Origin of the sequence: Arthrobacter sp. BL-252-APC-1A (assembly GCF_009696625.1) — a bacterium.
Classification (GTDB): Bacteria; Actinomycetota; Actinomycetes; order Actinomycetales; family Micrococcaceae; genus Arthrobacter_B.
This window is the reverse complement of the sequence record NZ_VULS01000001.1, coordinates 552186-573756: the sequence shown is the minus strand read 5'-3', so window position 1 is coordinate 573756 and position 21571 is coordinate 552186. Positions and strand designations below refer to the sequence as shown.

Below are 21571 nucleotides of genomic sequence, written 5' to 3'. Positions count from 1 at the left end.
TGGCAGTATTGAAGCCATGTTGCGTTGGTTGACCGCCGGTGAGTCCCATGGGCCTGCACTGGTTGGAATTATTGAGGGCGTCCCCGCGGGCGTCGAGGTAAGCACCCCGTCCATCCAGGAAGCACTGGCCCGCCGCCGTCTTGGCTACGGCCGCGGCGCCCGGATGAAGTTCGAACAGGACGAGGTCCGCATCCTTGGGGGTGTCCGCCACGGACTGACCCAGGGCGGCCCGGTGGCGATCGAGGTCGGCAATACGGAGTGGCCCAAGTGGGAGCAGATCATGGCATCTGATCCTGTGGCCCCGGAAATCCTTGAGGGCCAGGCACGCAACGCCCCGCTGACCCGGCCCCGCCCGGGACACGCGGATTTCACCGGTATGCAGAAGTACGGCTTCAGCGAGGCGCGGCCGGTACTTGAGAGGGCCAGTGCCCGGGAGACCGCAGCCCGTGTGGCGCTTGGCGCCGTCGCCTCAGCCTTCCTGAACCAGCTCGGCGTCGAACTGGTCAGCCACACTGTGTCGATCGCCGGCGTCGGTTCCCCGGAAGGCTCCGCACTGCCGCAGCCCGCCGACGTCGCAGCACTGGATGAAAACCCCATGCGCTGCTTCGACCCTGCAGTCACCGAAGCGATGGTTGCCGAGGTGGATGCCGCGCACAAGGAAGGCGAAACGCTGGGCGGCGTCGTCGAGGTGCTGGCCTATGGACTCCCGCCGGGACTGGGCAGCTACGTCCACTGGGACCGCCGCCTGGACGCACGCCTGGCCGGAGCCCTGATGGGCATCCAGGCCATCAAGGGCGTTGAAGTGGGCGACGGTTTCCTCACGGCATCCCGCCGCGGCTCGGCAGCCCACGACGAGATCCTGCAGGATGAACTGGGACGGGTTGTCCGCTCCGGCAACCGTGCCGGGGGCATCGAGGGCGGCATGAGCGTTGGCGAAGTGCTGCGCGTCCGTGCAGCCATGAAGCCCATTGCCACCGTTCCCCGTGCCCTGAAGACGGTGGACGTCGCTACCGGCGAGCCCGCCCGCGCACACCACCAGCGTTCGGACGTCTGTGCCGTGCCCGCTGCCGGCGTGGTTGCCGAAGCCATGGTTGCCCTGGTGCTGGCTGAGGCCATGACGGAAAAGTTCGGCGGTGATTCGGTGGTGGAGACCGCAAGGAACCTGCGGACCTACCTTGAGAACATTCCCGAGTCCCTCGCCTCGACCGGTACCGTTACAGGTGCCTGATAAGCACCTGGTCCTAATCGGGCTCATGGCAGCCGGCAAATCCGTTGTCGGCCGCTCACTGGCAGCCCGCCATTCACTGCCGTACGTTGATACTGATCAGCTGGTAGTGGAGGAACACGGACCTATCCCGGAGATTTTCGCGCGCCACAGTGAACGCTTCTTCCGCGAGGCAGAGGCGCAGGCAGTGGCCGGTGCGCTCGGTTCCCCTAAACGCTCGGTGATCTCCCTGGGCGGCGGAGCCGTCCTGAACACCGGAACCCAGCAGCTGCTGGATCGCGCTACGGTGGTATTCCTGGACACGGATCTGGCCACGGTGCTGCCGCGCATTTCGCGCACCGCCCACCGGCCGCTGCTGGCCGGCGACCCCGCGGCGCGGTGGAGTGCGCTGGCCGAGGTCCGCAGGCCAATATACGAATCGCTGGCAGACATAGTCATAGATACCAGGGGCCTGGCAGTAGCCGAGGTGGTGGAACGCATCACCGCAGCCCTGGACGAAGGAGAGAACTAAATGCCCGCTGAAGCCACCACCATTGAAGTGACGGGTGAGAGGCCCGCAGAGAATTACGACGTCGTGATCGGCAACGGGCTGCTGGGCCGCCTGCCGGCCATGCTGGGGGAGCGGGTCCGCCGGGTGCTGGTCATCCATCCCCGCGCCCTGCGCACCACCGGGGACACCGTGCGCGACGAACTGGCTGAAGCCGGCCTGACTGCACTCACAGCAGAGATTCCCGACGCCGAAGAGGGCAAGCACATCCAGGTGGCTTCCTTCTGCTGGCAGGTGCTGGGCCAGAACGACTTCACCCGCTCAGACGCCATTGTGGCCGTGGGCGGCGGCGCAGTCACCGACGTCGCCGGTTTTGTGGCCGCGACCTGGCTGCGCGGCATCAAGGTGGTGCACATCCCCACGAGCCTGCTGGGCATGGTGGACGCCGCTGTTGGCGGCAAGACGGGCATCAACACCGCTGAAGGCAAGAACCTGGTTGGTGCCTTCCACCCGCCCGCCGGTGTGCTGGCAGACCTTGATGCCCTTGGCTCGCTGCCGAAGAACGAACTGCTCAGCGGCATGGCCGAAGTGGTCAAGTGCGGCTTCATCGCCGACCCGGCGATCCTGGACCTGATCGAAGCGAACCCGGAGGCAGTCGCTGACGGCGGCTCCGACGTCGTGCGTGAACTCGTTGAGCGTGCGGTGCGGGTCAAGGCAGAAGTTGTTTCAGGTGACCTGCGCGAAGCAGGACGCCGTGAGTTCCTGAACTACGGCCACACCCTTGGACATTCAATTGAGCTGGCCGAACGGTACCAGTGGCGCCACGGTGCCGCGGTTTCCGTCGGCATGGTCTTTGCAGCTGAACTGGGCCGCACTGTGGGCCGGCTCGACGACGCCACGGCAGACCGGCACAAGGAAATCCTGACCTCCCTGGGGCTTCCGGTGAGCTACCGCCGGGACCGCTGGAGCGCCTTGCTGGACGGCATGCGCCGGGACAAGAAATCCCGTGGTGACCTGCTGCGCTTTGTTGTCCTGGACGGACTCGCGAAACCTTCCATCCTGGAAGTCCCGGACACCTCGCTGCTCTTTGCCGCTTACCAGGAGATCGCCTCCGAACCGGAGACCGGGATTCGCCTCAGCCTGTAGGGAATCGCCGAACAGGTAGAATGGTCGACGGATAAGACTCGAAGCAGAAGCGAAACGACGAAAGAGAAACTGTGGCAACGACCAACGACATCAAGAACGGCACCGTGCTGAAGCTTGAAGGCAACCTCTGGAGCATCATTGAGTTCCAGCACGTAAAGCCGGGCAAGGGTGGTGCGTTTGTCCGTACCAAGATGCGCAACGTCCGTTCGGGCAAAGTCGTCGACAAGACGTTCAACGCGGGCATCAAGATCGAAACCGCCACGGTTGACCGCCGCGATTACCAGTACCTGTACAAGGACGGCGAAGACTACGTCTTCATGGACACCTCGGACTACGACCAGCTCACTGTCCCGGGCTCGATCGTCGGCGATTACGCCAACTTCATGCTTGAGTCCATGATGGTCACCATCGCCATGCACGAAGGTGCGCCGCTCTACATCGAACTTCCGGCTTCCGTGGTCCTGGAGATCACCTACACCGAACCGGGCCTGCAGGGCGACCGCTCCACCGGCGGCACCAAGCCCGCCACCGTGGAAACCGGCTACGAAATCCAGGTTCCGCTGTTCCTGGAAACCGGCACAAAGGTGAAGGTTGATACCCGCACCGGCGACTACCTGGGACGCGTTAACGAGTGAGTGCACGCAGTAAAGCAAGAACACGGGCACTTGAGGTGCTCTTCGAAGCGGAACAGCGATCCATGTCTCCGCTCGAGTCCCTGCGTTCCCGCCGGGAAAAGACGGACCAGGTAATCAACCCCTACACCATGGACCTGGTGGAAGGCGTGATTGCCAAGCAGGAGCAGATCGACGAGTTCCTGAGCACCTATTCCCAGGGCTGGCCGCTGGAACGGATGCCTGCGGTTGACCGCATCATCCTGCGCCTGGGCAGCTGGGAGCTGCTGTACAACGACGAAGTCCCGGACAAGGTTGCCATCAGCGAAGCCGTTGAACTGGCCAAATCCCTCTCCACGGACGAGTCGCCGGCGTTCATCAACGGGCTCCTTAGCCGCCTTCACCAGCTGAAGGACTCGCTGCTGGCCTAGCGTCCGGCGAATCATGCACTATGCCCGGCAGGGTTTGCCTGCCGGGCATTTGCGTGCCCGGCGGCGTTCGCCGGCAGAGGTCAGTACCGGCGTCCTGCGGCGGTAACGCTCAGCAGGCTGGTCCTGGTGCGGGTGAGGGCTGCCAGGAGCAGGTGCTCGCGCTGCAGGTTCTTTTCCAGGTCCCTGCCGTTGACCAGCTGCTGGCGGGTAAGGGCCAGGTGCGTCGCTTCGCGGATGAACGTGCGCATGGGGGCCTTCGCTCCGAATGCCCCCGCCCAGTGCAGTGCCCGGCGGCGTCCGGCGGGAGTGGAGAGCAGGTTCACTTCAGCCGGAGTGAACCAGCCGGCCGCTGCATATTCGCCCAGCCGCTGCCTTGTGAGGCGCTGTTCCTGGCGGCGGAGCCAGGTCACCCCGCCTACCGCCAGCGCAAACAGCGGCACCTGGAGCAGGAAGTAGAAAACGAAGAAGTCGTCGGCTACCAATGCCATGCCGCCGTTCCAGAACATGTGTCCCGCCACGGCGGCAGCCAGCCCGGCAAGGAAACCAACCACGATCCGCCAGGCTCCGGGTTTGCGGACGGCGATGCCCAGTGAAAGGCCGATCGCAGCCGTAAAGAGCACATGAGCGAACGGAGAGAAGAGTCCGCGCAGCACAAAGACGAACCCGAGCTGCAGCCCCACGCCGCCGGCTTCGAACAGCGCGGCACTGAAGTAGAGGATGTTCTCGGTGAAGGCGAAGCCAGCGCCAACCACGCCTGCATAGACAATGCCGTCCAGCGGCCCGTCGAAATGGGAGCGGCGGACAAAGACCAGCAACAGAACGCCCAGACCCTTGGCTGCTTCCTCCACGAGCGGTGCCTGGATCACGGTGGTGATCACGTCCGCCGGTGTCAGCGGCAGCAGAACCACCAGGACCTCGTTTACGGCACCGCCCAGGAGCAGTGTTATGGCAACCGAGACGCCGGCGCCCCAGAGGAACGCGAAAACAAGTGCGCCCCGTGGTTCCGGTTCCCAGCGGTCAATCCAGTGCAGGCCCAGCAGGCAGATGCCCAGCGGAATCAGGGCCAGCACACCGCACAGAATGAACGCCTCGCTGCCCAGCGTCGCAAAAAGAAACAATCCAACCAGCACCAGCACAATGCCGGCAGCGGTAATGAGCAGCACGTTGAGGATGCCCGTCGTGCCGCGGGCAGGGGAGGGGACGCTGAGTTCGGGAACCTGGCCGGCCGGCTGCTCCGGGAGCTGGGAATACCCGCTTCCGGGCTGGAACGTCATGGGCGCATGCCTGTCATGGACCCAAGAATATACGGCTCACCTGCTGTGATAGCTTTGAAAGGCATTCAACCTTTAAGTCCGTCCTGTGAGGCGGGGAAGGAGGAAGCAGAATATGGATCTTGTCGATCCCCAGCAGGCCGCCGCGGCTGCCCGTACCGTTCTGACTTCAGCTGACATTGACCGCGTGCTGACACGCATCGCCCACGAAATCCTTGAAGCAAACAAGGGCGGCACCGATCTGGTGCTGATGGGCATTCCACGCAGGGGCTATCCGCTGGCACGCCGGCTTGCAGCCAAGATCTCCGCTGCGGATCCCACCCTCGACGCCGACGCCATCACCGGGCAGCTGGACGTCACCATGTTCCGCGATGACCTGGCGCACCAGCCGACCCGTCCGCCGCACCCCACCGAGCTTCCCGCCAGCGGGATTGACGGCAAGGTAGTGGTCCTGGTGGATGACGTGCTGTATTCGGGCCGCACTATCCGTGCAGCGCTCGACGCACTGATCGACCTTGGCCGGCCCCGCGCCGTGCGCCTGGCAGTGCTGGTGGACCGCGGACACCGCGAACTTCCAATCCGGGCCGACCACGTTGGCAAGAACCTGCCGACCGCTGCCGTTGAAAAGGTCCGGGTGCGGCTTACCGAAACGGACCAGCCTGCCTTGGATGAAGTCGTGATCGAAGGCACTGCGTGAAACACCTGCTCTCCACCCTGGACCTGTCCCATCAGGACGCCATCTCCATCCTCGACACGGCAGAGGCCATGGCCGCTGTGGGGGAGCGGGAAGTCAAGAAGCTCCCTGCCCTCCGCGGCCGGACAGTGGTCAACCTGTTCTTCGAGGATTCAACCCGGACCCGGATTTCCTTCGAAGCCGCTGCCAAGCGCCTCTCTGCTGACGTCATCAACTTCTCGGCCAAGGGATCCTCAGTGTCCAAGGGCGAATCGCTCAAGGACACCGCGCAGACCCTGGCCGCAATCGGAGCGGACGCGGTCGTGATCCGGCACGGTGCGTCCGGTGCGCCGGCCCGGCTGGCCAACTCCGGCTGGATCGACGCCGCCGTCCTGAATGCCGGGGACGGTACGCATGAGCATCCCACCCAGGCGCTGCTGGATGCCTTCACGATGCGCAGGCACTGGGCGCAGCTGCACGGAACGCCGTCACAGGGCACCGACCTAAAGGGCATGCACGTGGCAATCGTGGGAGACATCCTGCATTCCCGTGTGGCACGGTCGGATCTCTGGCTGCTCAAGACCCTCGGAGCCGAAGTCACCCTGGTGGCCCCGCCCACACTGCTGCCCTTCGGCGTCGAATCCTGGCCCTGCAAGGTCAGCTATTCCCTGGACGAAACCCTCGAAAACAGACCCGACGCCGTGATGATGCTGCGGGTCCAGGCCGAGCGCATGCAATCAGCATTCTTCCCCACGGTCCGGGAGTATTCCCGGCGATGGGGCTTCGACGACGTCCGCCTTGACCGGCTGGACACCCTTGGCCTGGACAATACGATCCTGCTGCACCCCGGCCCCATGAACCGCGGGCTGGAAATCTCCTCCCGGGCTGCCGATTCCCCCCGGGCAACCGTTCTGGCCCAGGTCAGCAACGGCGTCTCGGTCCGTATGGCCGCCCTCTACCTGCTGCTCTCCGGTGAGGGCAGCTCCCAGCGCACGACACAGGAAGTATCCGCACAGTGAAAACTGCAACACCTGCACCTGCCGCCCAGCCAATCCTCTCAGCCGATGGCACCTACCTGATCCGCGGTGCGTCGCTGCTGGGTGCCCAGACGGCTGACCTGCTGATCCAGGACGGCCTGATCGCGGCCGTAGGCCAGGACCTCGAAGCGCCCGAAGGTGCCGTCACCGTCGAGGCAGCAGGCCTGGTGGCGCTGCCCGGCATGGTCGACCTGCACACCCACCTGCGCGAGCCGGGACGCGAAGACGCCGAGACTGTTGAAACCGGTACCCGGGCCGCCGCACTGGGCGGATTTACCTCGGTGCACGCCATGGCCAACTCAAATCCGGTGGCAGACACCGCCGGCGTGGTGGAGCAGGTCTACAGCCTGGGCCTGAAGTCCGGCTGGGTGGACGTGCGCCCGGTCGGGGCTGTCACCGTTGGCCTCAAGGGCGAACGGCTGGCTGAGCTCGGGGCCATGGCAGACTCCCGCGCCCGGGTCCGGGTCTTCTCCGACGACGGCATGTGCGTCCACGACCCTGTGCTGATGCGGCGGGCACTGGAGTACGTGAAGGCGTTCGACGGCGTTGTTGCCCAGCACGCGCAGGAACCCAGAATGACCGAGGGCGCGCAGATGCACGAAGGTGACGTCAGCGCTGTCCTGGGGCTGCCGGGCTGGCCGGCCGTCGCTGAGGAATCCATCATTGCCCGCGACGTGCTGCTGGCACAGCACACCGGCTCCCGCCTGCACGTCTGCCACGTCTCCACCGCAGGATCGGTGGAAATCATCCGGTGGGCCAAGGAACGGGGCATCAATGTCACCGCAGAGGTGACACCGCACCACCTGCTGCTGACGGACGAAGCCGTGCGCAGCTACGACCCGGTGTACAAGGTCAACCCGCCGCTGCGCACTGAATCCGATGTGCAGGCACTGCGCCGGGGCCTGGCCGACGGCACGATCGACATCGTTGGAACCGACCACGCCCCGCACCCCAGCGAACACAAGGAATGCGAATGGGCGCAGGCCGCCATGGGCATGACGGGCCTTGAGACGGCGCTTTCCGTGGTGCAGGCGACCATGATCGACACCGGCCTGATGGACTGGGCAGGATTCGCCCGCGTGACATCCGCCACTCCGGCGCGGATCGGAGGCGTGAGGACGCAGGGAAGACCGCTGGAAAGCGGCGAACCGGCCAACGTCATATTGGTTGACCCGGCTGCGCGGCGCACCGTGGACCCCCATAAGATGGCAACCATGGGTAAGAACAGTCCGTACGCCGGACTCGAGCTGCCCGGCCAGGTCCGAGCCACCTTCTACGCAGGCCATCCGACAGTCCTCGAGGGAGCACTCAACGGCCCCCGTGCCGCCGCAGCTGAGGAGACACCGTGGATTGGGTAATCTTCCTTCTCGGTGTAGTCGTCGCGGCAGCTGCAATCCTGGCGCTTTTCGCGCTCGGCTGGCGCGGCCGCAGGCAGCGGCAGTCAGACATCCCGCGGCCCCTGCCGCTTCCCGAAGAACTTGAGCTGCCGCGCTTCGAGGCTGACGGCCAGTACGTGGCCACCACCACCGCCGGTGACTGGCTGGACCGCGTGGCGGTGTACGGCCTGGGCGTGAAGTCCGTGGCGACCGCCGCAGTCTTCGACGAAGGCCTGCTCTTCGCCCGCCACGGGGCACCGGACGTCTGGATCCCGCGGGCAGACCTGCGCGGAGTCCGCCTGGAGCGCGGCATGGCCGGCAAATTCGTGGAGAAGGAGGGCCTGGTCATGGTGACCTGGCAGCTCGGACCCAAGCGGGTCGACACCGGGTTCCGTACCCGTGCGGCCGACCACAAGAACCCCCTGGTTTCGGCGATCAAGGCGCTGGGCCCGGAATCAGCAACATCTAGCGAGGAACAACTGTGACAGTGAACCAAACCCCCGCCCCGAGAACAGCTGTCCTCATGCTGGAGGACGGCCGCAGCTTCCGCGGCCGCAGCTACGGGGCCACGGGCACCGCCCTGGGCGAGGCAGTCTTCGCCACCGGCATGACCGGCTACCAGGAGACCATCACGGACCCCTCCTACGCCCGGCAGCTGGTTGTCCAGACCGCACCCCACATCGGCAACACCGGTGTGAACAGCGACGACGCCGAGTCCCGCCGCATCTGGGTGGCCGGCTACATCGTCCGCGACGCGGCACGCAAACCCTCCAACTGGCGCTCCGAGCGCACGCTCGACGAGGACCTGGCAGCCCAGGGCGTCGTCGGAATCTCGGGTGTGGACACCCGCGCCATCACCCGGCACCTTCGCGAACGCGGCGCCATGAAGGCCGGGATCTTCTCCGGCGAAGCAGCGCAGCGCACTGACGCCGAGCTGCTCGCCGAGGTCCGTGCGCAGGAAGCCATGGCCGGCTCCCGCCTGGCCGAGGAAGTCAGCATCGAGGCCAGCTACGTCATTGAACCTTCCGCCCATGGGTGGGAGGGCGAGCCCCTCTTCACCGTTGCTGCCCTGGACCTGGGCATCAAGTCCATGACCCCGGTGCGCTTCGCAGAACGCGGCGTGCGGGTGCACGTGCTGCCCGCCTCCGCCACCCTTGAAGACGTCCAGGCACTGAACCCCGACGGCGTCTTTATGTCCAACGGCCCCGGCGACCCCGCCACCGCGGATAACCAGGTCAAGCTGCTGCGCGACGTGCTGGACACCGGCACTCCGTTCTTCGGCATCTGCTTCGGCAACCAGATTCTGGGCCGCGCCCTGGGCTTCGGTACCTACAAGCTGCCCTACGGCCACCGCGGCATCAACCAGCCGGTCCTGGACCGGCGCACCGGCAAGGTGGAAATCACCAGCCAGAACCACGGTTTCGCCGTCGATGCCCCGCTGGACGGCCCGGTCACCGCCCCCGAAGCACGCTTCGGCAAGGTGGAGGTCAGCCACATCAGCCTCAACGACAACGTGGTGGAAGGCCTCGCCTGCCTGGACATCCCCGCATTCTCCGTCCAGTACCACCCCGAAGCCGCCGCCGGCCCGCACGACTCCGCCTACCTGTTCGACCGCTTCGTCGACCTGATGGCCTCCAGCAAGAACAAGGAATCCCGCTAATGCCCCGCAGAACCGATCTCAAGTCCGTCCTGGTGATCGGCTCCGGTCCGATCGTCATTGGCCAGGCCGCCGAATTCGACTACTCCGGCACGCAGGCACTGCGTGTGCTCAAGGAGGAAGGCCTGCGGGTCATCCTCGTTAATTCCAACCCGGCCACCATCATGACCGACCCGGAGTTCGCCGACGCCACGTACGTCGAGCCGATCACTCCCGAGGTGGTCGAGAAGATCATCGCCAAGGAACGCCCCGACGCAGTGCTGCCCACACTGGGCGGCCAGACGGCACTGAACACGGCAATCGCCCTGGACAAAAACGGCGTTCTGGATAAGTACAACGTCGAACTCATCGGCGCCAACATCGAAGCAATTGAACTCGGCGAAGACCGCGAGAAGTTCAAGGGCGTCGTCGAACGCTGTGGAGCGGAGTCCGCGAAGTCGATCATCGTGCACAGCATGGATGAGGCTTTCGCCGCTGCCGAGGAACTCGGTTACCCGATGGTGGTCCGTCCGTCCTTCACCATGGGCGGCCTGGGCTCCGGCCTGGCCTACAACGCCCAGGACCTGCGCCGCATTGCCGGCGCCGGCATCCAGTACAGCCCCACCTCCGAGGTGCTGCTCGAAGAGAGCATCCTGGGGTGGAAGGAATACGAACTTGAAATGATGCGGGACAAGAACGACAACGTGGTGGTTGTCTGTTCCATCGAGAACTTCGATCCCGTAGGCGTCCACACCGGCGACTCCATCACCGTGGCCCCGGCCATGACCCTCACCGACCGCGAATACCAGAAGCTGCGCGACATCGCGATCGCCGTCATCCGTGAGGTTGGCGTGGACACCGGCGGCTGCAACATCCAGTTCGCCATCGAACCGGACACCGGCCGCGTCGTCGTCATCGAAATGAACCCGCGCGTCTCCCGCTCCTCGGCGCTGGCCTCCAAGGCCACCGGGTTCGCAATCGCGAAGATCGCCACCAAGCTCTCCCTTGGCTACACACTGGACGAGATCCCGAACGACATCACCAAGAAGACCCCGGCGTCCTTCGAACCGACGCTGGACTACGTGGTGGTGAAGGTTCCGCGCTTCGCCTTCGAGAAGTTCCCGGCCGCGGACCCCACACTGACCACCACGATGAAGTCCGTTGGTGAGGCCATGGCCATTGGCCGCAACTTTACCGAGGCGCTGCAGAAGGCGCTGCGCTCCCTGGAGCAGAAGGGCTCCCAGCTGAGCTTCGACCCGGTGGACCCGGCAGACGTACCGGCGCTCATCGAAGCCGCCAAGCGTCCCACCACGGGCCGCCTGGCCCAGGTCCAGCAGGCACTGCTGGGCGGCGCCACTGCCGAGCAGCTCTACGAAGCCACCGGAATCGACCCCTGGTACCTGGACCAGCTTGAGCTGATCAACGAGGTTGCCGAAGAAATCCGCGGCGCAGCCCAGATCACGGAGGATGTCCTGCGCCTGGCGAAGCGCCACGGCTTCTCCGACGAGCAGATCGGCAAGCTCACCAACCAGTCCGAGGCCGTGGTCCGCGGAGTCCGGCACGTCCTGGGCATCCGCCCGGTCTACAAGACGGTGGACACCTGCGCCGCTGAATTCGCTGCGTACACGCCGTACCACTACTCCTCCTACGACGAGGAGGACGAGGTTGGGCAGCACGCCAAGCCGTCGGTGATCATCCTCGGTTCCGGTCCAAACCGCATCGGCCAGGGCATCGAGTTCGACTACTCCTGCGTCCACGCCACCATGGCGCTGCGCGAAGCCGGACACGAGACCGTCATGATCAACTGCAACCCGGAGACCGTGTCCACGGACTACGACATCTCTGACCGCCTGTACTTCGAGCCGCTGACGCTCGAGGACGTGCTGGAAGTCATCCACGCCGAACAGCGCACCGGCGGCGTGCTGGGCGTCTTCGTCCAGCTCGGCGGACAGACCCCGCTGAAGCTCGCACAGGAACTGGCCGACGCCGGCATCCCGATCCTGGGCACCTCGCCCGAAGCGATCGACCTGGCAGAGCACCGCGGAGCCTTCCAGCGCGTGCTGGACGAAGGCGGGCTCATCGCCCCGAAGAACGGCACCGCCGTATCCTTCGAGGACGCCAAGAAGATCGCCGACGAGATTGGCTACCCCGTCCTGGTCCGGCCGTCCTACGTGCTGGGCGGCCGCGGCATGGAGATCGTCTACGACGAGGCCAACCTCTCCCGCTACATCGCCAACGCCACGGAGATCACCCCGGACCACCCCGTGCTGGTGGACCGGTTCCTGGAAGACGCCATCGAGATCGACGTCGACGCGCTCTTCGACGGCACCGACCTGTACGTGGGCGGCATCATGGAACACATCGAGGAAGCCGGTATCCACTCCGGCGACTCGGCATGCGTCCTGCCCCCGATCACGCTGGGCACCGACGTGATCGACCGCGTGGTTGAAGCAACCCGGGCAATCGCGTCCGGCGTCGGTGTGCGCGGCCTGATCAACATCCAGTTCGCGCTGGCCTCCGACGTGCTGTACGTCATTGAAGCCAACCCGCGCGCCTCCCGTACGGTTCCGTTCGTTTCCAAGGCCACCGGCGTCCAGCTGGCCAAGGCCGCTGCCCTGATCGGAACCGGAACCACCATCGCGGAACTGCGTGCCGCAGGGAAGCTCAAGGCGGCAGGCGACGGCTCCGCACTCCCGCTGGACGCTCCGGTGGCGGTCAAGGAAGCAGTACTGCCGTTCAGCCGCTTCCGCACCCCTGAAGGCACGGTTGTGGATTCCCTGCTCGGCCCGGAAATGCGTTCCACCGGCGAAGTCATGGGCATCGACAAGTACTTCGACACTGCCTTCGCCAAGTCCCAGGCGGCCGCAAACTCGGCGCTGCCCACTGCCGGCAAGATCTTTGTCTCCGTCGCCAACCGGGACAAGCGCGCCATCATCATGCCGGTGAAGCTCATGAGCGACCTCGGCTTCGAGATCCTCTCCACCGGCGGCACCGCGGACGTCCTGCGCCGCAACGGGATCCAGGCCACCACCGTCCGCAAGGTCGGCGAGGGCGCGGGTCCGGACGGCGAAGGAACCGTGGTCGACCTGATCACGGCCGGGGACATCAACCTGGTGATCAACACCCCATCCGGCGGCCAGGCCCGCGGGGACGGTTATGAGATCCGCGCCGCCGCGACGTCGATTGGCTGCCCGGTCATGACCACCGTGTCCGAATTCACTGCGGCAGTTCAGGCTATCGAGGCCATGCGGTCCTACGAATGGGACGTCTGCTCGCTGCAGGAGTATGCGGCCAAGCTCCAGGCCTCGACCGTTGCCTGAGCACAGCACTGAAGCTGCCGGCAGGCGCGCACCGTTTGGTGCGCGCCTGCGGGCGGCCATGGACACCCGCGGACCGCTTTGCGTTGGCATCGATCCCCACCCCGGCCTCCTGGCCGCGTGGGGCCTGAATGACGACGCCGCCGGACTGGAGCGCTTCTCCCTCACCGTCCTGGAGGCGGTGGGGGAGCAGGCTGCTGCCCTGAAGCCGCAGGTTGCACTCTATGAACGCCACGGTTCGGCGGGCATCGCCGTACTTGAGCGCCTGCTCGCGGCGTGCGCCGAGAGCGGAGTCCTCTCTATCGCGGATGCGAAACGCGGGGACATTGGCTCTACCATGGCGGCCTACGCTGACGCATGGCTGCGGGACGGGTCTCCGCTGGCTGCCGACTCGGTAACGCTTAGCCCCTACCTTGGCTACGAGTCGCTGCGCCCGGCGCTGGACCTTGCTGCAGCCATGGGCAGGGGAGTCTTTGTCCTGGGACTGACCTCGAACCCGGAGGGTTCCACAGTGCAGCACGCCGGGGCGGACCGTTCCGTGGCGGCACGGATCGTGGATGCCGCAGCGGCGGAAAACGCTGCGGCCGGGACCCTCGGATCTACGGGGCTGGTGGTCGGAGCTACTGTCGGTTCCGCCCTGTCGGACCTGGGAATTGACCTGGCTGCTGCCAACGCGCCGATCCTGGCCCCCGGCCTTGGTGCACAGGGAGCAACGGGGGAGGACCTAAGGAAAACCTTCGGAGCGGCGTACGCCAATGTGCTGGCCACCTCCAGCCGCGACATCCTCAAAGCCGGCCCGGAGCGCCAGGCACTCCGTGAGGCGGCCTCCCGCACGCTGGACGGCCTGCCGCAGCCATAGTGGAAACCGGTACGGCTTCCGTGCCGGTTTCCATTGCATTGCCCGCATCTGGCGGATAGGTTCGGACCCTAGCCCAAGAAACCGCAAAGCCGCCGGTCACACCCCGTTTGACGGGCGGTCAGTCTTCGCCCGGGAGAGCCAATTGAACCTCAAACCACTGACTGAAGCAGAGCGCACCAGGGCGCGGGAGAAGGCCACCGCCGCCCGCACCGTGCGGGCCGAGATCAAGTCCAAAATCAAGTCCGGAGAACTCTCGGTCCAGGAAGTCATAGTTTCCCGTTCCTCGGAGGAAGCCGTGGGCCGGCTGAAGGTCGTGGACCTGCTGCGGGCACTGCCTGGTGTGGGGGAGCGCCGCGCAGCTGGAATAATGGCTACCGTGGGTATTGCCCCCACCCGCCGGGTGAGGGGACTTGGCGTCCACCAGCGCAAGGCGCTGATCGAATTACTGGAGTCCGACTAAGCCACCGGCCGCCCACCGCGGCGGCAGCGGCGTCGGACCTCAACAAACACAAAGTGAGGTCTACGTGTCGCAACCGCGGCTGACAGTTCTGGCAGGTCCCACCGCCGTTGGCAAAGGCACTGTGTCCACCTATATCCGGGACAACTATCCCGAAGTCTGGCTTTCCGTCTCCGCCACCACCCGGGCCCCGCGCCCGGGCGAGGAAAACGGAGTCCACTATTTCTTCGTCACCGCCGACGAGTTCGATGACCTGGTGGAGGAAGGGCAAATGCTTGAATGGGCCGTAGTCCACGGCCACAACCGCTACGGCACGCTGCGTCGGACCGTGGAGTCCGCCATGGCCGAGGGCCGCTCGGTGCTCCTGGAGATCGACCTGCAGGGAGCACGCCAGGTCAAGAAGTCAATGCCGGAGGCGAATTTCGTGTTCCTGGCGCCGCCGTCGTGGGACGAAATGGTCCGCCGTCTGGTCGGGCGGGGCACCGAAACACCCGAGGAGCAGCAGCGGCGGCTGGAAACCGCTAAACTGGAACTTGCTGCCGAGCCCGAGTTCGATCACACTGTCATCAATGATGACGTTCAGCGGGCTGCAGCAGAGCTCGTTTCACTCATGGGGATCAGCCCTCGCCAACGCTGAGCTGCTGTTCTTGATCCGCACGAAAACTTTGGAGATCTTTTGTCTACCCAGCCTGAAGGCATCATCAACCCGCCGATCGACGACCTGCTGACGGCCGCTGATTCGAAGTACGCCCTGGTCATCTACGGTGCCAAGCGCGCCCGCCAGATCAACGCCTACTACTCCCAGCTGCACGAGGGCCTGTTCGAGTACGTTGGCCCGCTGGTGGAAACCAAGCTGAACGAAAAGCCGCTGTCCATCGCCCTGCGCGAGATCAACGACGGCATGCTGGTAGTCCGCGCCAACGAAACCGCCGAGTAAGGCACATACCCACGGCTAGGAGGTAGGACAGGCGTGCGCATTGTCCTGGGGGTGGGCGGCGGCATCGCAGCCTACAAGGCAGCGTCACTGCTGCGCCTGTTCACCGAAGCCGGCCACAGCGTCCAGGTGGTGCCCACCGAGGCATCCACCCGGTTCGTGGGCATAGCCACCTGGGAAGCCCTCTCGGGCCACCCGGTCAGCACCACGGTGTTCGACGCCGTGGATACCGTCAACCACGTCCGGCTCGGCCACGAGGCTGACCTGATTGTGGTGGCACCTGCCACAGCCGACCTGCTGGCCAAGGCGGCAGCAGGTCTTGCTGCCGACCTCCTGACCAACACGCTCCTGATGGCACGCGGGCCGGTGTTCTTTGCTCCGGCAATGCACACCGAAATGTGGAACCACCCGGCCACGCAGGCCAACGTGGCCACGCTGCGCTCCCGCGGCGCAGTTGTCATGGAGCCGGCCATTGGCCGCCTGACCGGCAAGGATTCCGGCCCGGGACGGCTCCCGGAGCCGGAGGACATCTACGCTGCGGCGCTGGCTGCGGCTGGAGAAGCCGGCTCCGCGCCGGCTGCCGGCCTGCTGGCCGGCCGCCGGGTAACCGTTACCGCAGGAGGCACCCGGGAACCCCTGGATCCCGTCCGCTTCCTGGGCAACCGGTCCTCCGGCAAGCAGGGTGCGGCTGTTGCGGCTGCAGCCGTAGCCGAAGGAGCCCAGGTGAGGTTCGTCGCAGCCCACTTGGAGGTTCCCGTCCCTGAGGGGGTGGAACTGGTACAGGTGGAAACCGCCCTGGAACTGCGCGACGCCGTCCACGATGCGGTGCAGTCCACGGATGTGCTGGTCATGTCCGCAGCAGTGGCAGACTTCCGGCCCGGAGAAAACGCGGACACCAAAATCAAGAAGCGCGACGACGGAGCGGACCCCGTGATCACGCTGGTGCGCAATCCGGACATCCTGGCCGAAACGGTGCAGAACCGCTCCGCTTCCGGCACCGGACCCTCCCTGATTGTGGGTTTCGCCGCGGAGACCGGCGACGGCAGTGGATCGGTGCTGGAGTACGGACGCCGCAAACTCGAACGCAAGGGCTGCGACCTCCTGGTCCTGAACCAGGTGGGCCGTTCGCTTGTGTTTGGCCAGGACAGCACTGAAGTGAGGATTCTCTCACCGCATGAGGACCCCCGGATCGAGCCGCCGGCACTGACGGGAAGCAAAACCGACATTGCCCGGCACCTGGTGGAACGGATCGCCGCTGAACTTGCCGGTGCTCCGGCGTCCAGCTCCACCGGCGCCGTTCCTCCGGGATAGCGTTTCCAGCCCGTTCGTTTTCCCTCCCGGCCGCTGAGCAACCCGCCGACCCTGCGCGCCTGCCCTGAGGCCGGCAGGATCGGGTATTTCTTCCCGTGCAGCAATGCGACTCCCGATGACCGTGCATGGCACGGCATGACCCAGACGGGGACTGTCCCCGGAACGAAGTAGAGTAAACCCGTGACTTCCAGCAATACGACTGCCCCCGCCGAATCCAGTGCCCTGCGGCTGTTCACCTCCGAGTCGGTGACCGAAGGCCACCCGGACAAGATCTGTGACCAGATCAGCGATGCGATCCTCGACGGCCTGCTCAAAGCCGACCCCGAATCCCGCGTTGCCGTGGAGACCCTCGTCACCACGGGGCTGGTCCACGTTGCGGGTGAGGTCACCACAGAAGGCTATGTGGAGATCCCGCAGCTGGTCCGCGACACCATCCTGGAGATCGGCTACGACTCCTCTGCCAACGGTTTCGACGGTGCACGCTGCGGCGTCTCCGTCTCCATCGGCCAGCAGTCCCCGGAGATCGCCTCCCGCGTCTTCAACTCGGTGGAGAACCGTTCCGGCGACGCCGTAGACCCCTTCGACGCCCAGGGCGCCGGCGACCAGGGCATTATGTTCGGCTTTGCCAGCGACGAGACCAGCGTCCTGATGCCGACTCCGATCTGGCTAGCACACCGCCTCTCTGAGCGGCTGACCAGGGTCCGCAAGGACGGAACACTTCCCTACCTCCGTCCGGACGGCAAGACCCAGGTGACCATTGGGTACGAGGGCGACCGTCCGGTTTCAGTGGACTCGGTAGTCGTCTCCACGCAGCACGCAGCGGAGCTGGAACAGGCCCAGCTGCGCCAGGACATGATTGAGCACGTGGTGAATCCGGTGCTGGCAGGGACGGAACTGGATACCTCCGGGGTCCGGCACATCATCAATCCCGGCGGACCGTTCGTCATTGGCGGACCGGTGGGAGACGCCGGCCTGACCGGACGCAAAATCATCGTGGACACCTACGGCGGATTCTCCCGCCACGGCGGCGGTGCCTTCAGCGGCAAGGACCCGAGCAAGGTGGACCGTTCAGCTGCCTACGCGATGCGCTGGGTTGCCAAGAACGTTGTGGCCGCAGGGCTGGCCCGCCGCGCAGAAATCCAGATCGCCTACGCGATTGGCATGGCCCGTCCGGTCGGCATCTACGTAGAGACCTTCGGCACGGAAACCGTTGACCCGATGAAGATCTCCCAGGCCATCAACGAGGTCTTCGACCTGCGGCCCCTGGGTATCATCAACGCCCTCGACCTCAAGCGTCCCATCTACCAGAAGACTGCAGCCCACGGACATTTTGGCCGCGAGGACGAAGGCTTCACCTGGGAACGCCTCGACAAGGTCGAGGAACTGCGCCGCTGGTTTAACGCCTAGTACCCATGGAAGAGCGTCCGTTCCAGCGCGCGTCGAAGGATGGGCGCGCTTCGCCGGAACGGAGCGCCTCTGCCGACCAGCCCGCGGCAAGGAAACCGGGTACCGGCGAAGACCAGGGCGTGCAGCTGTCCCTGCTGCACGGCTTCGCGCCGCCCGCAGCACCCGTGGGCAAGTCCCTGCCCGCCCCGGAGCTGCCGATTGCCAGGGTCCTGCTGGATTCCCCGCTGCCCCACCTGGACCGGCCTTTTGATTATCTGGTTCCGGCAGAGCTCGACGGCGATGCAGTGCCCGGCGTCCGGGTCAAGGTCCGCTTTGGCGGGCAGGAGCTCCCCGGATTCCTCACCGAACGGCTTGCCACCACTGATACCACTGCCCGGCTGGTCAGCCTGGGCAAAGTCGTCTCGGGAGTCCCCGTACTGAGCCCTGAGGTCCTCTCCCTGGCCGAGGCTGTTGCTGCACGGTATGCCGGCAGCGTCCACGATGTGCTCCGCGTGGCGGTGCCTCCCCGCGTGGCGCGGGTGGAGAAGGAGTTCTCCGGCCGTACCCCCGGCGTCCGCGTCCCGGAGGCGCCGGACGGTGCCCAGCCGGACGGTGCCCGGCCGGACGGTGCGCAGCCGGGGAAGGAATCAGGTACGGATAACGACGCCGCGCCTGCTCGGGATGCCGCTGCGAGCCCTTACCGCCGCTACCCGCACGGCCCCCGCTTCCTGAGCCACCTCGCAGCCGGCCACAGTCCGAGGGCAGTACTGAGTTCCCTGCGCGGCTACGGCCCGGATGCCTGGCCGGAAGAGATCGCGGCAGCCGTGGAAGCCACCCTGCTCTCCGGGCGAGGCGCCGTCGTTGTGGTCCCGGACCAGAAAGACCTTGCCCGTGTCATGGCGGCACTCGAGCAGCGCATTCCCAGCGGAACCGCGGTGCGGCTGACCGCCGAGGACGGACCCACGCCGCGCTACCGGAGCTTCCTGCAGCTCCTCTACGGGGATGCCGCCGTGGCTGTCGGCACCCGCTCTGCTGCCTACGCACCCGTGGCCAACCTCGGCCTGGTGTGTATCTGGGACGACGCCGATGACCTGCATGCAGAACAGCGCGCTCCCTACCAGCACGCCCGCGACGTACTGCTGCTGCGCGCGGAAGCTGCAGGCGCCGCGATGCTCGTTGCCTCACATACCCGCAGCACGGAGGCCCAGCGGCTCGTCGAATCCGGGTGGGCTGCAGCGCTGAACGCTGAACGCCCCGTAGTCCGGGCTTCCACACCACGGGTGATGAGCACCGCCGATACCTTCAACATGGAGCGTGATCCGCTGGCGGCCCGTGCCCGGATTCCCCACGCAGCCTGGAAAGCCGCACAGGACGGGCTGAAGCACGGTCCGGTCCTGGTGCAGGTGGCCCGGACCGGGTTTTCCCCGGCGCTTTCCTGCCAGGACTGCCGGGAACCGGCCCGCTGCCGCCAGTGCCAGGGTCCGCTGGCTCAAAGCCGGAGGAACTCTCCGCCCGCCTGCCGCTGGTGTGCGCGGCCGGAACCCCGGTGGCACTGTCCGCACTGCGGCAGCTTCCGGCTGCGGGCCTCCACCGCCGGCGCCGGCCGGACGGCCGAAGAACTTGGACGCGCTTTCCCCTCGGTAACCGTCGTCTCCTCAGCCGGTGACCATATCCGGGCCGAGGTCCCGGACACGCCCGCGCTGGTAGTGGCTACCCCCGGCGCGGAACCCGTGGCGCCGTCGGGCTATGCCGCAGCGCTGCTGCTGGACGGAACCATGATGCTCTCCCGGCAATCCCTGCGTGCCCAGGAAGAAACCCTGCGCCGCTGGCTCACTGCGGCGGCACTGGTGCGTCCGGCAGCGGACGGGGGAGTTGTGGTCGTGACCGCGGATGACACCGCCACGGTTGGGCACCTGCTGCGCTGGGATCCGGCAGGAGCTGCGGAGCGCGAACTCGCACTCCGCCGTGAGCTGGGGCTTCCTCCGGCAGTCCGCTATGCCGAACTGTCCGGTTCCCGGGATGCCCTGGACGCTTTCGCGTCCCGCCTGGAGCTGCCCCGGGACGCCCGGACCGTAGGCCCGGCGCCCGTGGAGGAACCGCCGTCGTACCGTGGCGAGGACGCTGAAACCCTCAACGGGGCAGCCCGCTGGCGCACCCTGTGCTTCTTCCCGTACGGGGAGGCCCCGGCCGTCACATCGGCAATGCGGGCCGCGAAGGCAGCACTTTCAGCCCGCCGTACGGGCGACCCGGTCTATGTCCGGGTCGATGCGCCGGATGGCCTCTAAGCGGCTTCCGGAGCGCTGCCCCGGTACTGCACGGGGACGCTGCGCTGGTGGCCAGATTCCGCGAGGGGGATGTGAAGGCTGAGAATGCCGTTGGCATAGTGCGGGGCGATCCGGTCCGCTGCCACTCTGCTGCCCACCGGAACGCGCCGCAGGATCGTTCCGTCCTCCCGCTCACGGACATCCCAGCGGGTCTCGCGGTCCAGGCCGCGGAGGGAACGGTGCGCCCTGATCAGCAGGAAGTGGCCGTCCAGTTCCACCGAGAGGGAACCCGGATCAATGCCGGGCAGGTCCGCATTGAGCACCAGATACCCGCCGTCGCGGTACAGGTCGACGGCGGTTCCGCCGCGTGCCTGGCTGCGGGCTTCCAGCATGGCTCTTAGACGTTCCCGGTCCCTGGGCGCGGGCCCCGTGGGCATTGTCATCATCTCCTGAAAAAACGCTGTGCCGGTGTAGCAATTTTAGGAGCGGTAGGGCTCACGGTCCGAATCCTCTACAGTGTGGCAATGGCCATAACCCCCGATACCAAGAACTGGACCTGGGTCCTGGACCGGACCTGCCCCGAATGCGGTTTCACTGCATCGGAGACGAACTTTGAAGACATACCCCGAATGCTCCGGGCCAATGCCGACGCCTGGCAGGACGTTCTCGAGCGGACGGACGCGGCCCAGCGGCCGGATGAGAGCACCTGGTCCCCGCTTGAATACGCCGCGCATGTCCGCGACCTGTGCGAGGTCTACCGGATGCGGCTGCTGCTGATGGTGGACACGGACGGAGCGGAGTTTGCTGACTGGGACCAGGACGCAACCGCCGTCGCAGAGCGCTATGGCGAGCAGGATCCTGCCCGTGTGGCCGCAGACCTTGCAGACGAAGCGGAAGCCACAGCGGCAGCTTTTGCCGCCGTCGAGCCGCAGGACCGCTCGCGCCGTGGAAGCCGCTCGGACGGCAGTACCTTTACGGTCGAGTCCCTGGCACGGTACTTCATGCATGATGCCGCCCACCACCTGTGGGACGTCCGGATCCGCTGACCGGACGGACGGGCTGTCCTGCCCGGGTAGAGGGCTGTCTTCGGGCAGGGTGCCGCGCATGATAGACAGGTTGCTTATGTTCATTCTGCGCCCGGCCTGGCCAG

At 66.1% G+C, this 21571-nt stretch carries 21 protein-coding genes; 19 read left to right on the top strand and 2 right to left on the bottom strand.

The window, feature by feature from the left end; all coding sequences use genetic code 11:
- Nucleotides 1-16: 16 nt before the first annotated feature.
- The 5 genes from aroC to nusB all read left to right on the top strand — a co-directional run bounded on the left by aroC (nucleotide 17) and on the right by nusB (nucleotide 3900).
- Nucleotides 17-1228 carry a chorismate synthase gene (gene aroC / locus FYJ28_RS02650; RefSeq protein ID WP_154578144.1) on the top strand — a complete coding sequence of 404 codons (1212 nt, stop codon included), beginning with the start codon at nucleotides 17-19 and terminating at the stop codon, nucleotides 1226-1228.
- Nucleotides 1221-1736, top strand: a complete 516-nt coding sequence (locus FYJ28_RS02645) for a shikimate kinase (protein ID WP_235472071.1) — start codon at nucleotides 1221-1223, stop codon at nucleotides 1734-1736. The genes aroC and FYJ28_RS02645 overlap by 8 nt, the downstream gene beginning before the upstream one ends.
- Nucleotides 1737-2858, top strand: a complete 1122-nt coding sequence (gene aroB, locus FYJ28_RS02640) for a 3-dehydroquinate synthase (protein WP_055240994.1) — start codon at nucleotides 1737-1739, stop codon at nucleotides 2856-2858.
- 71 nt (nucleotides 2859-2929) lie between these two features.
- Nucleotides 2930-3493, top strand: coding sequence for an elongation factor P (gene efp, locus FYJ28_RS02635; RefSeq protein WP_055240995.1), 564 nt, complete (start codon nucleotides 2930-2932; stop codon nucleotides 3491-3493).
- Nucleotides 3490-3900: a transcription antitermination factor NusB gene (gene nusB, locus FYJ28_RS02630; protein WP_055240996.1), complete on the top strand. Its 411-nt coding sequence runs from the start codon at nucleotides 3490-3492 to the stop codon at nucleotides 3898-3900. Before efp ends, nusB begins: the two co-directional genes overlap by 4 nt.
- An 80-nt stretch (nucleotides 3901-3980) precedes the next feature.
- Here nusB and FYJ28_RS02625 read toward each other — a convergent pair whose 3' ends face one another.
- Nucleotides 3981-5174: a PrsW family intramembrane metalloprotease gene (locus FYJ28_RS02625; RefSeq protein WP_154578143.1), complete on the bottom strand. Its 1194-nt coding sequence runs from the start codon at nucleotides 5172-5174 to the stop codon at nucleotides 3981-3983.
- A gap of 112 nt (nucleotides 5175-5286) precedes the next feature.
- Between FYJ28_RS02625 and pyrR the strand changes: the two genes are divergently transcribed.
- From pyrR to FYJ28_RS02560, 13 genes are all read left to right on the top strand, one after another.
- Nucleotides 5287-5868, top strand: coding sequence for a bifunctional pyr operon transcriptional regulator/uracil phosphoribosyltransferase PyrR (pyrR, locus tag FYJ28_RS02620; protein WP_154578142.1), 582 nt, complete (start codon nucleotides 5287-5289; stop codon nucleotides 5866-5868).
- Nucleotides 5865-6863 (top strand): aspartate carbamoyltransferase catalytic subunit, encoded by a 999-nt coding sequence (locus FYJ28_RS02615; RefSeq protein ID WP_326831463.1) that lies wholly within the window; start codon nucleotides 5865-5867, stop codon nucleotides 6861-6863. Before pyrR ends, FYJ28_RS02615 begins: the two co-directional genes overlap by 4 nt.
- Complete coding sequence (locus FYJ28_RS02610) at nucleotides 6851-8239, top strand: dihydroorotase (protein ID WP_442778566.1); 1389 nt, start codon at nucleotides 6851-6853, stop codon at nucleotides 8237-8239. Before FYJ28_RS02615 ends, FYJ28_RS02610 begins: the two co-directional genes overlap by 13 nt.
- On the top strand, nucleotides 8227-8742 hold the full coding sequence (locus tag FYJ28_RS02605) for a PH-like domain-containing protein (RefSeq protein ID WP_326831462.1): 516 nt from the start codon (nucleotides 8227-8229) through the stop codon (nucleotides 8740-8742). Before FYJ28_RS02610 ends, FYJ28_RS02605 begins: the two co-directional genes overlap by 13 nt.
- Before the next feature lie 38 nt (nucleotides 8743-8780).
- Entirely contained in the window at nucleotides 8781-9917 is a 1137-nt protein-coding gene (carA, locus tag FYJ28_RS02600; RefSeq protein WP_082413517.1) for a glutamine-hydrolyzing carbamoyl-phosphate synthase small subunit, read from the top strand.
- Nucleotides 9917-13213: a carbamoyl-phosphate synthase large subunit gene (gene carB, locus FYJ28_RS02595; RefSeq protein ID WP_154578141.1), complete on the top strand. Its 3297-nt coding sequence runs from the start codon at nucleotides 9917-9919 to the stop codon at nucleotides 13211-13213. Before carA ends, carB begins: the two co-directional genes overlap by 1 nt.
- Nucleotides 13206-14069: an orotidine-5'-phosphate decarboxylase gene (gene pyrF / locus FYJ28_RS02590; RefSeq protein ID WP_268234964.1), complete on the top strand. Its 864-nt coding sequence runs from the start codon at nucleotides 13206-13208 to the stop codon at nucleotides 14067-14069. The genes carB and pyrF overlap by 8 nt, the downstream gene beginning before the upstream one ends.
- 142 nt (nucleotides 14070-14211) lie before the next feature.
- A complete protein-coding gene (mihF, locus tag FYJ28_RS02585; protein ID WP_154578139.1) occupies nucleotides 14212-14529 on the top strand; it encodes an integration host factor, actinobacterial type in 318 nt (105 codons plus the stop codon).
- A gap of 64 nt (nucleotides 14530-14593) precedes the next feature.
- Complete coding sequence (gene gmk / locus FYJ28_RS02580; protein WP_055241004.1) at nucleotides 14594-15163, top strand: guanylate kinase; 570 nt, start codon at nucleotides 14594-14596, stop codon at nucleotides 15161-15163.
- A 39-nt stretch (nucleotides 15164-15202) separates the two neighbouring features.
- Nucleotides 15203-15463 carry a DNA-directed RNA polymerase subunit omega gene (gene rpoZ, locus FYJ28_RS02575; RefSeq protein WP_055241005.1) on the top strand — a complete coding sequence of 87 codons (261 nt, stop codon included), beginning with the start codon at nucleotides 15203-15205 and terminating at the stop codon, nucleotides 15461-15463.
- Nucleotides 15464-15496: 33 nt separating this feature from the next.
- Nucleotides 15497-16771 carry a bifunctional phosphopantothenoylcysteine decarboxylase/phosphopantothenate--cysteine ligase CoaBC gene (gene coaBC / locus FYJ28_RS02570; protein WP_326831461.1) on the top strand — a complete coding sequence of 425 codons (1275 nt, stop codon included), beginning with the start codon at nucleotides 15497-15499 and terminating at the stop codon, nucleotides 16769-16771.
- A gap of 180 nt (nucleotides 16772-16951) precedes the next feature.
- Complete coding sequence (gene metK, locus FYJ28_RS02565; protein ID WP_326831460.1) at nucleotides 16952-18178, top strand: methionine adenosyltransferase; 1227 nt, start codon at nucleotides 16952-16954, stop codon at nucleotides 18176-18178.
- Between the two features lie 5 nt (nucleotides 18179-18183).
- Nucleotides 18184-20442, top strand: a complete 2259-nt coding sequence (locus tag FYJ28_RS02560) for a primosomal protein N' (protein WP_195840578.1) — start codon at nucleotides 18184-18186, stop codon at nucleotides 20440-20442.
- Here the strand turns inward: FYJ28_RS02560 and FYJ28_RS02555 are convergent.
- Nucleotides 20439-20858, bottom strand: a complete 420-nt coding sequence (locus FYJ28_RS02555) for an Hsp20/alpha crystallin family protein (RefSeq protein WP_195840577.1) — start codon at nucleotides 20856-20858, stop codon at nucleotides 20439-20441. The genes FYJ28_RS02560 and FYJ28_RS02555 overlap by 4 nt on opposite strands.
- Nucleotides 20859-20945: 87 nt before the next feature.
- On the opposite strand from FYJ28_RS02555, the gene FYJ28_RS02550 reads away from it, so the two are divergent.
- Entirely contained in the window at nucleotides 20946-21467 is a 522-nt protein-coding gene (locus FYJ28_RS02550) for a DinB family protein (RefSeq protein WP_055242217.1), read from the top strand.
- Nucleotides 21468-21571 lie beyond the last annotated feature (104 nt).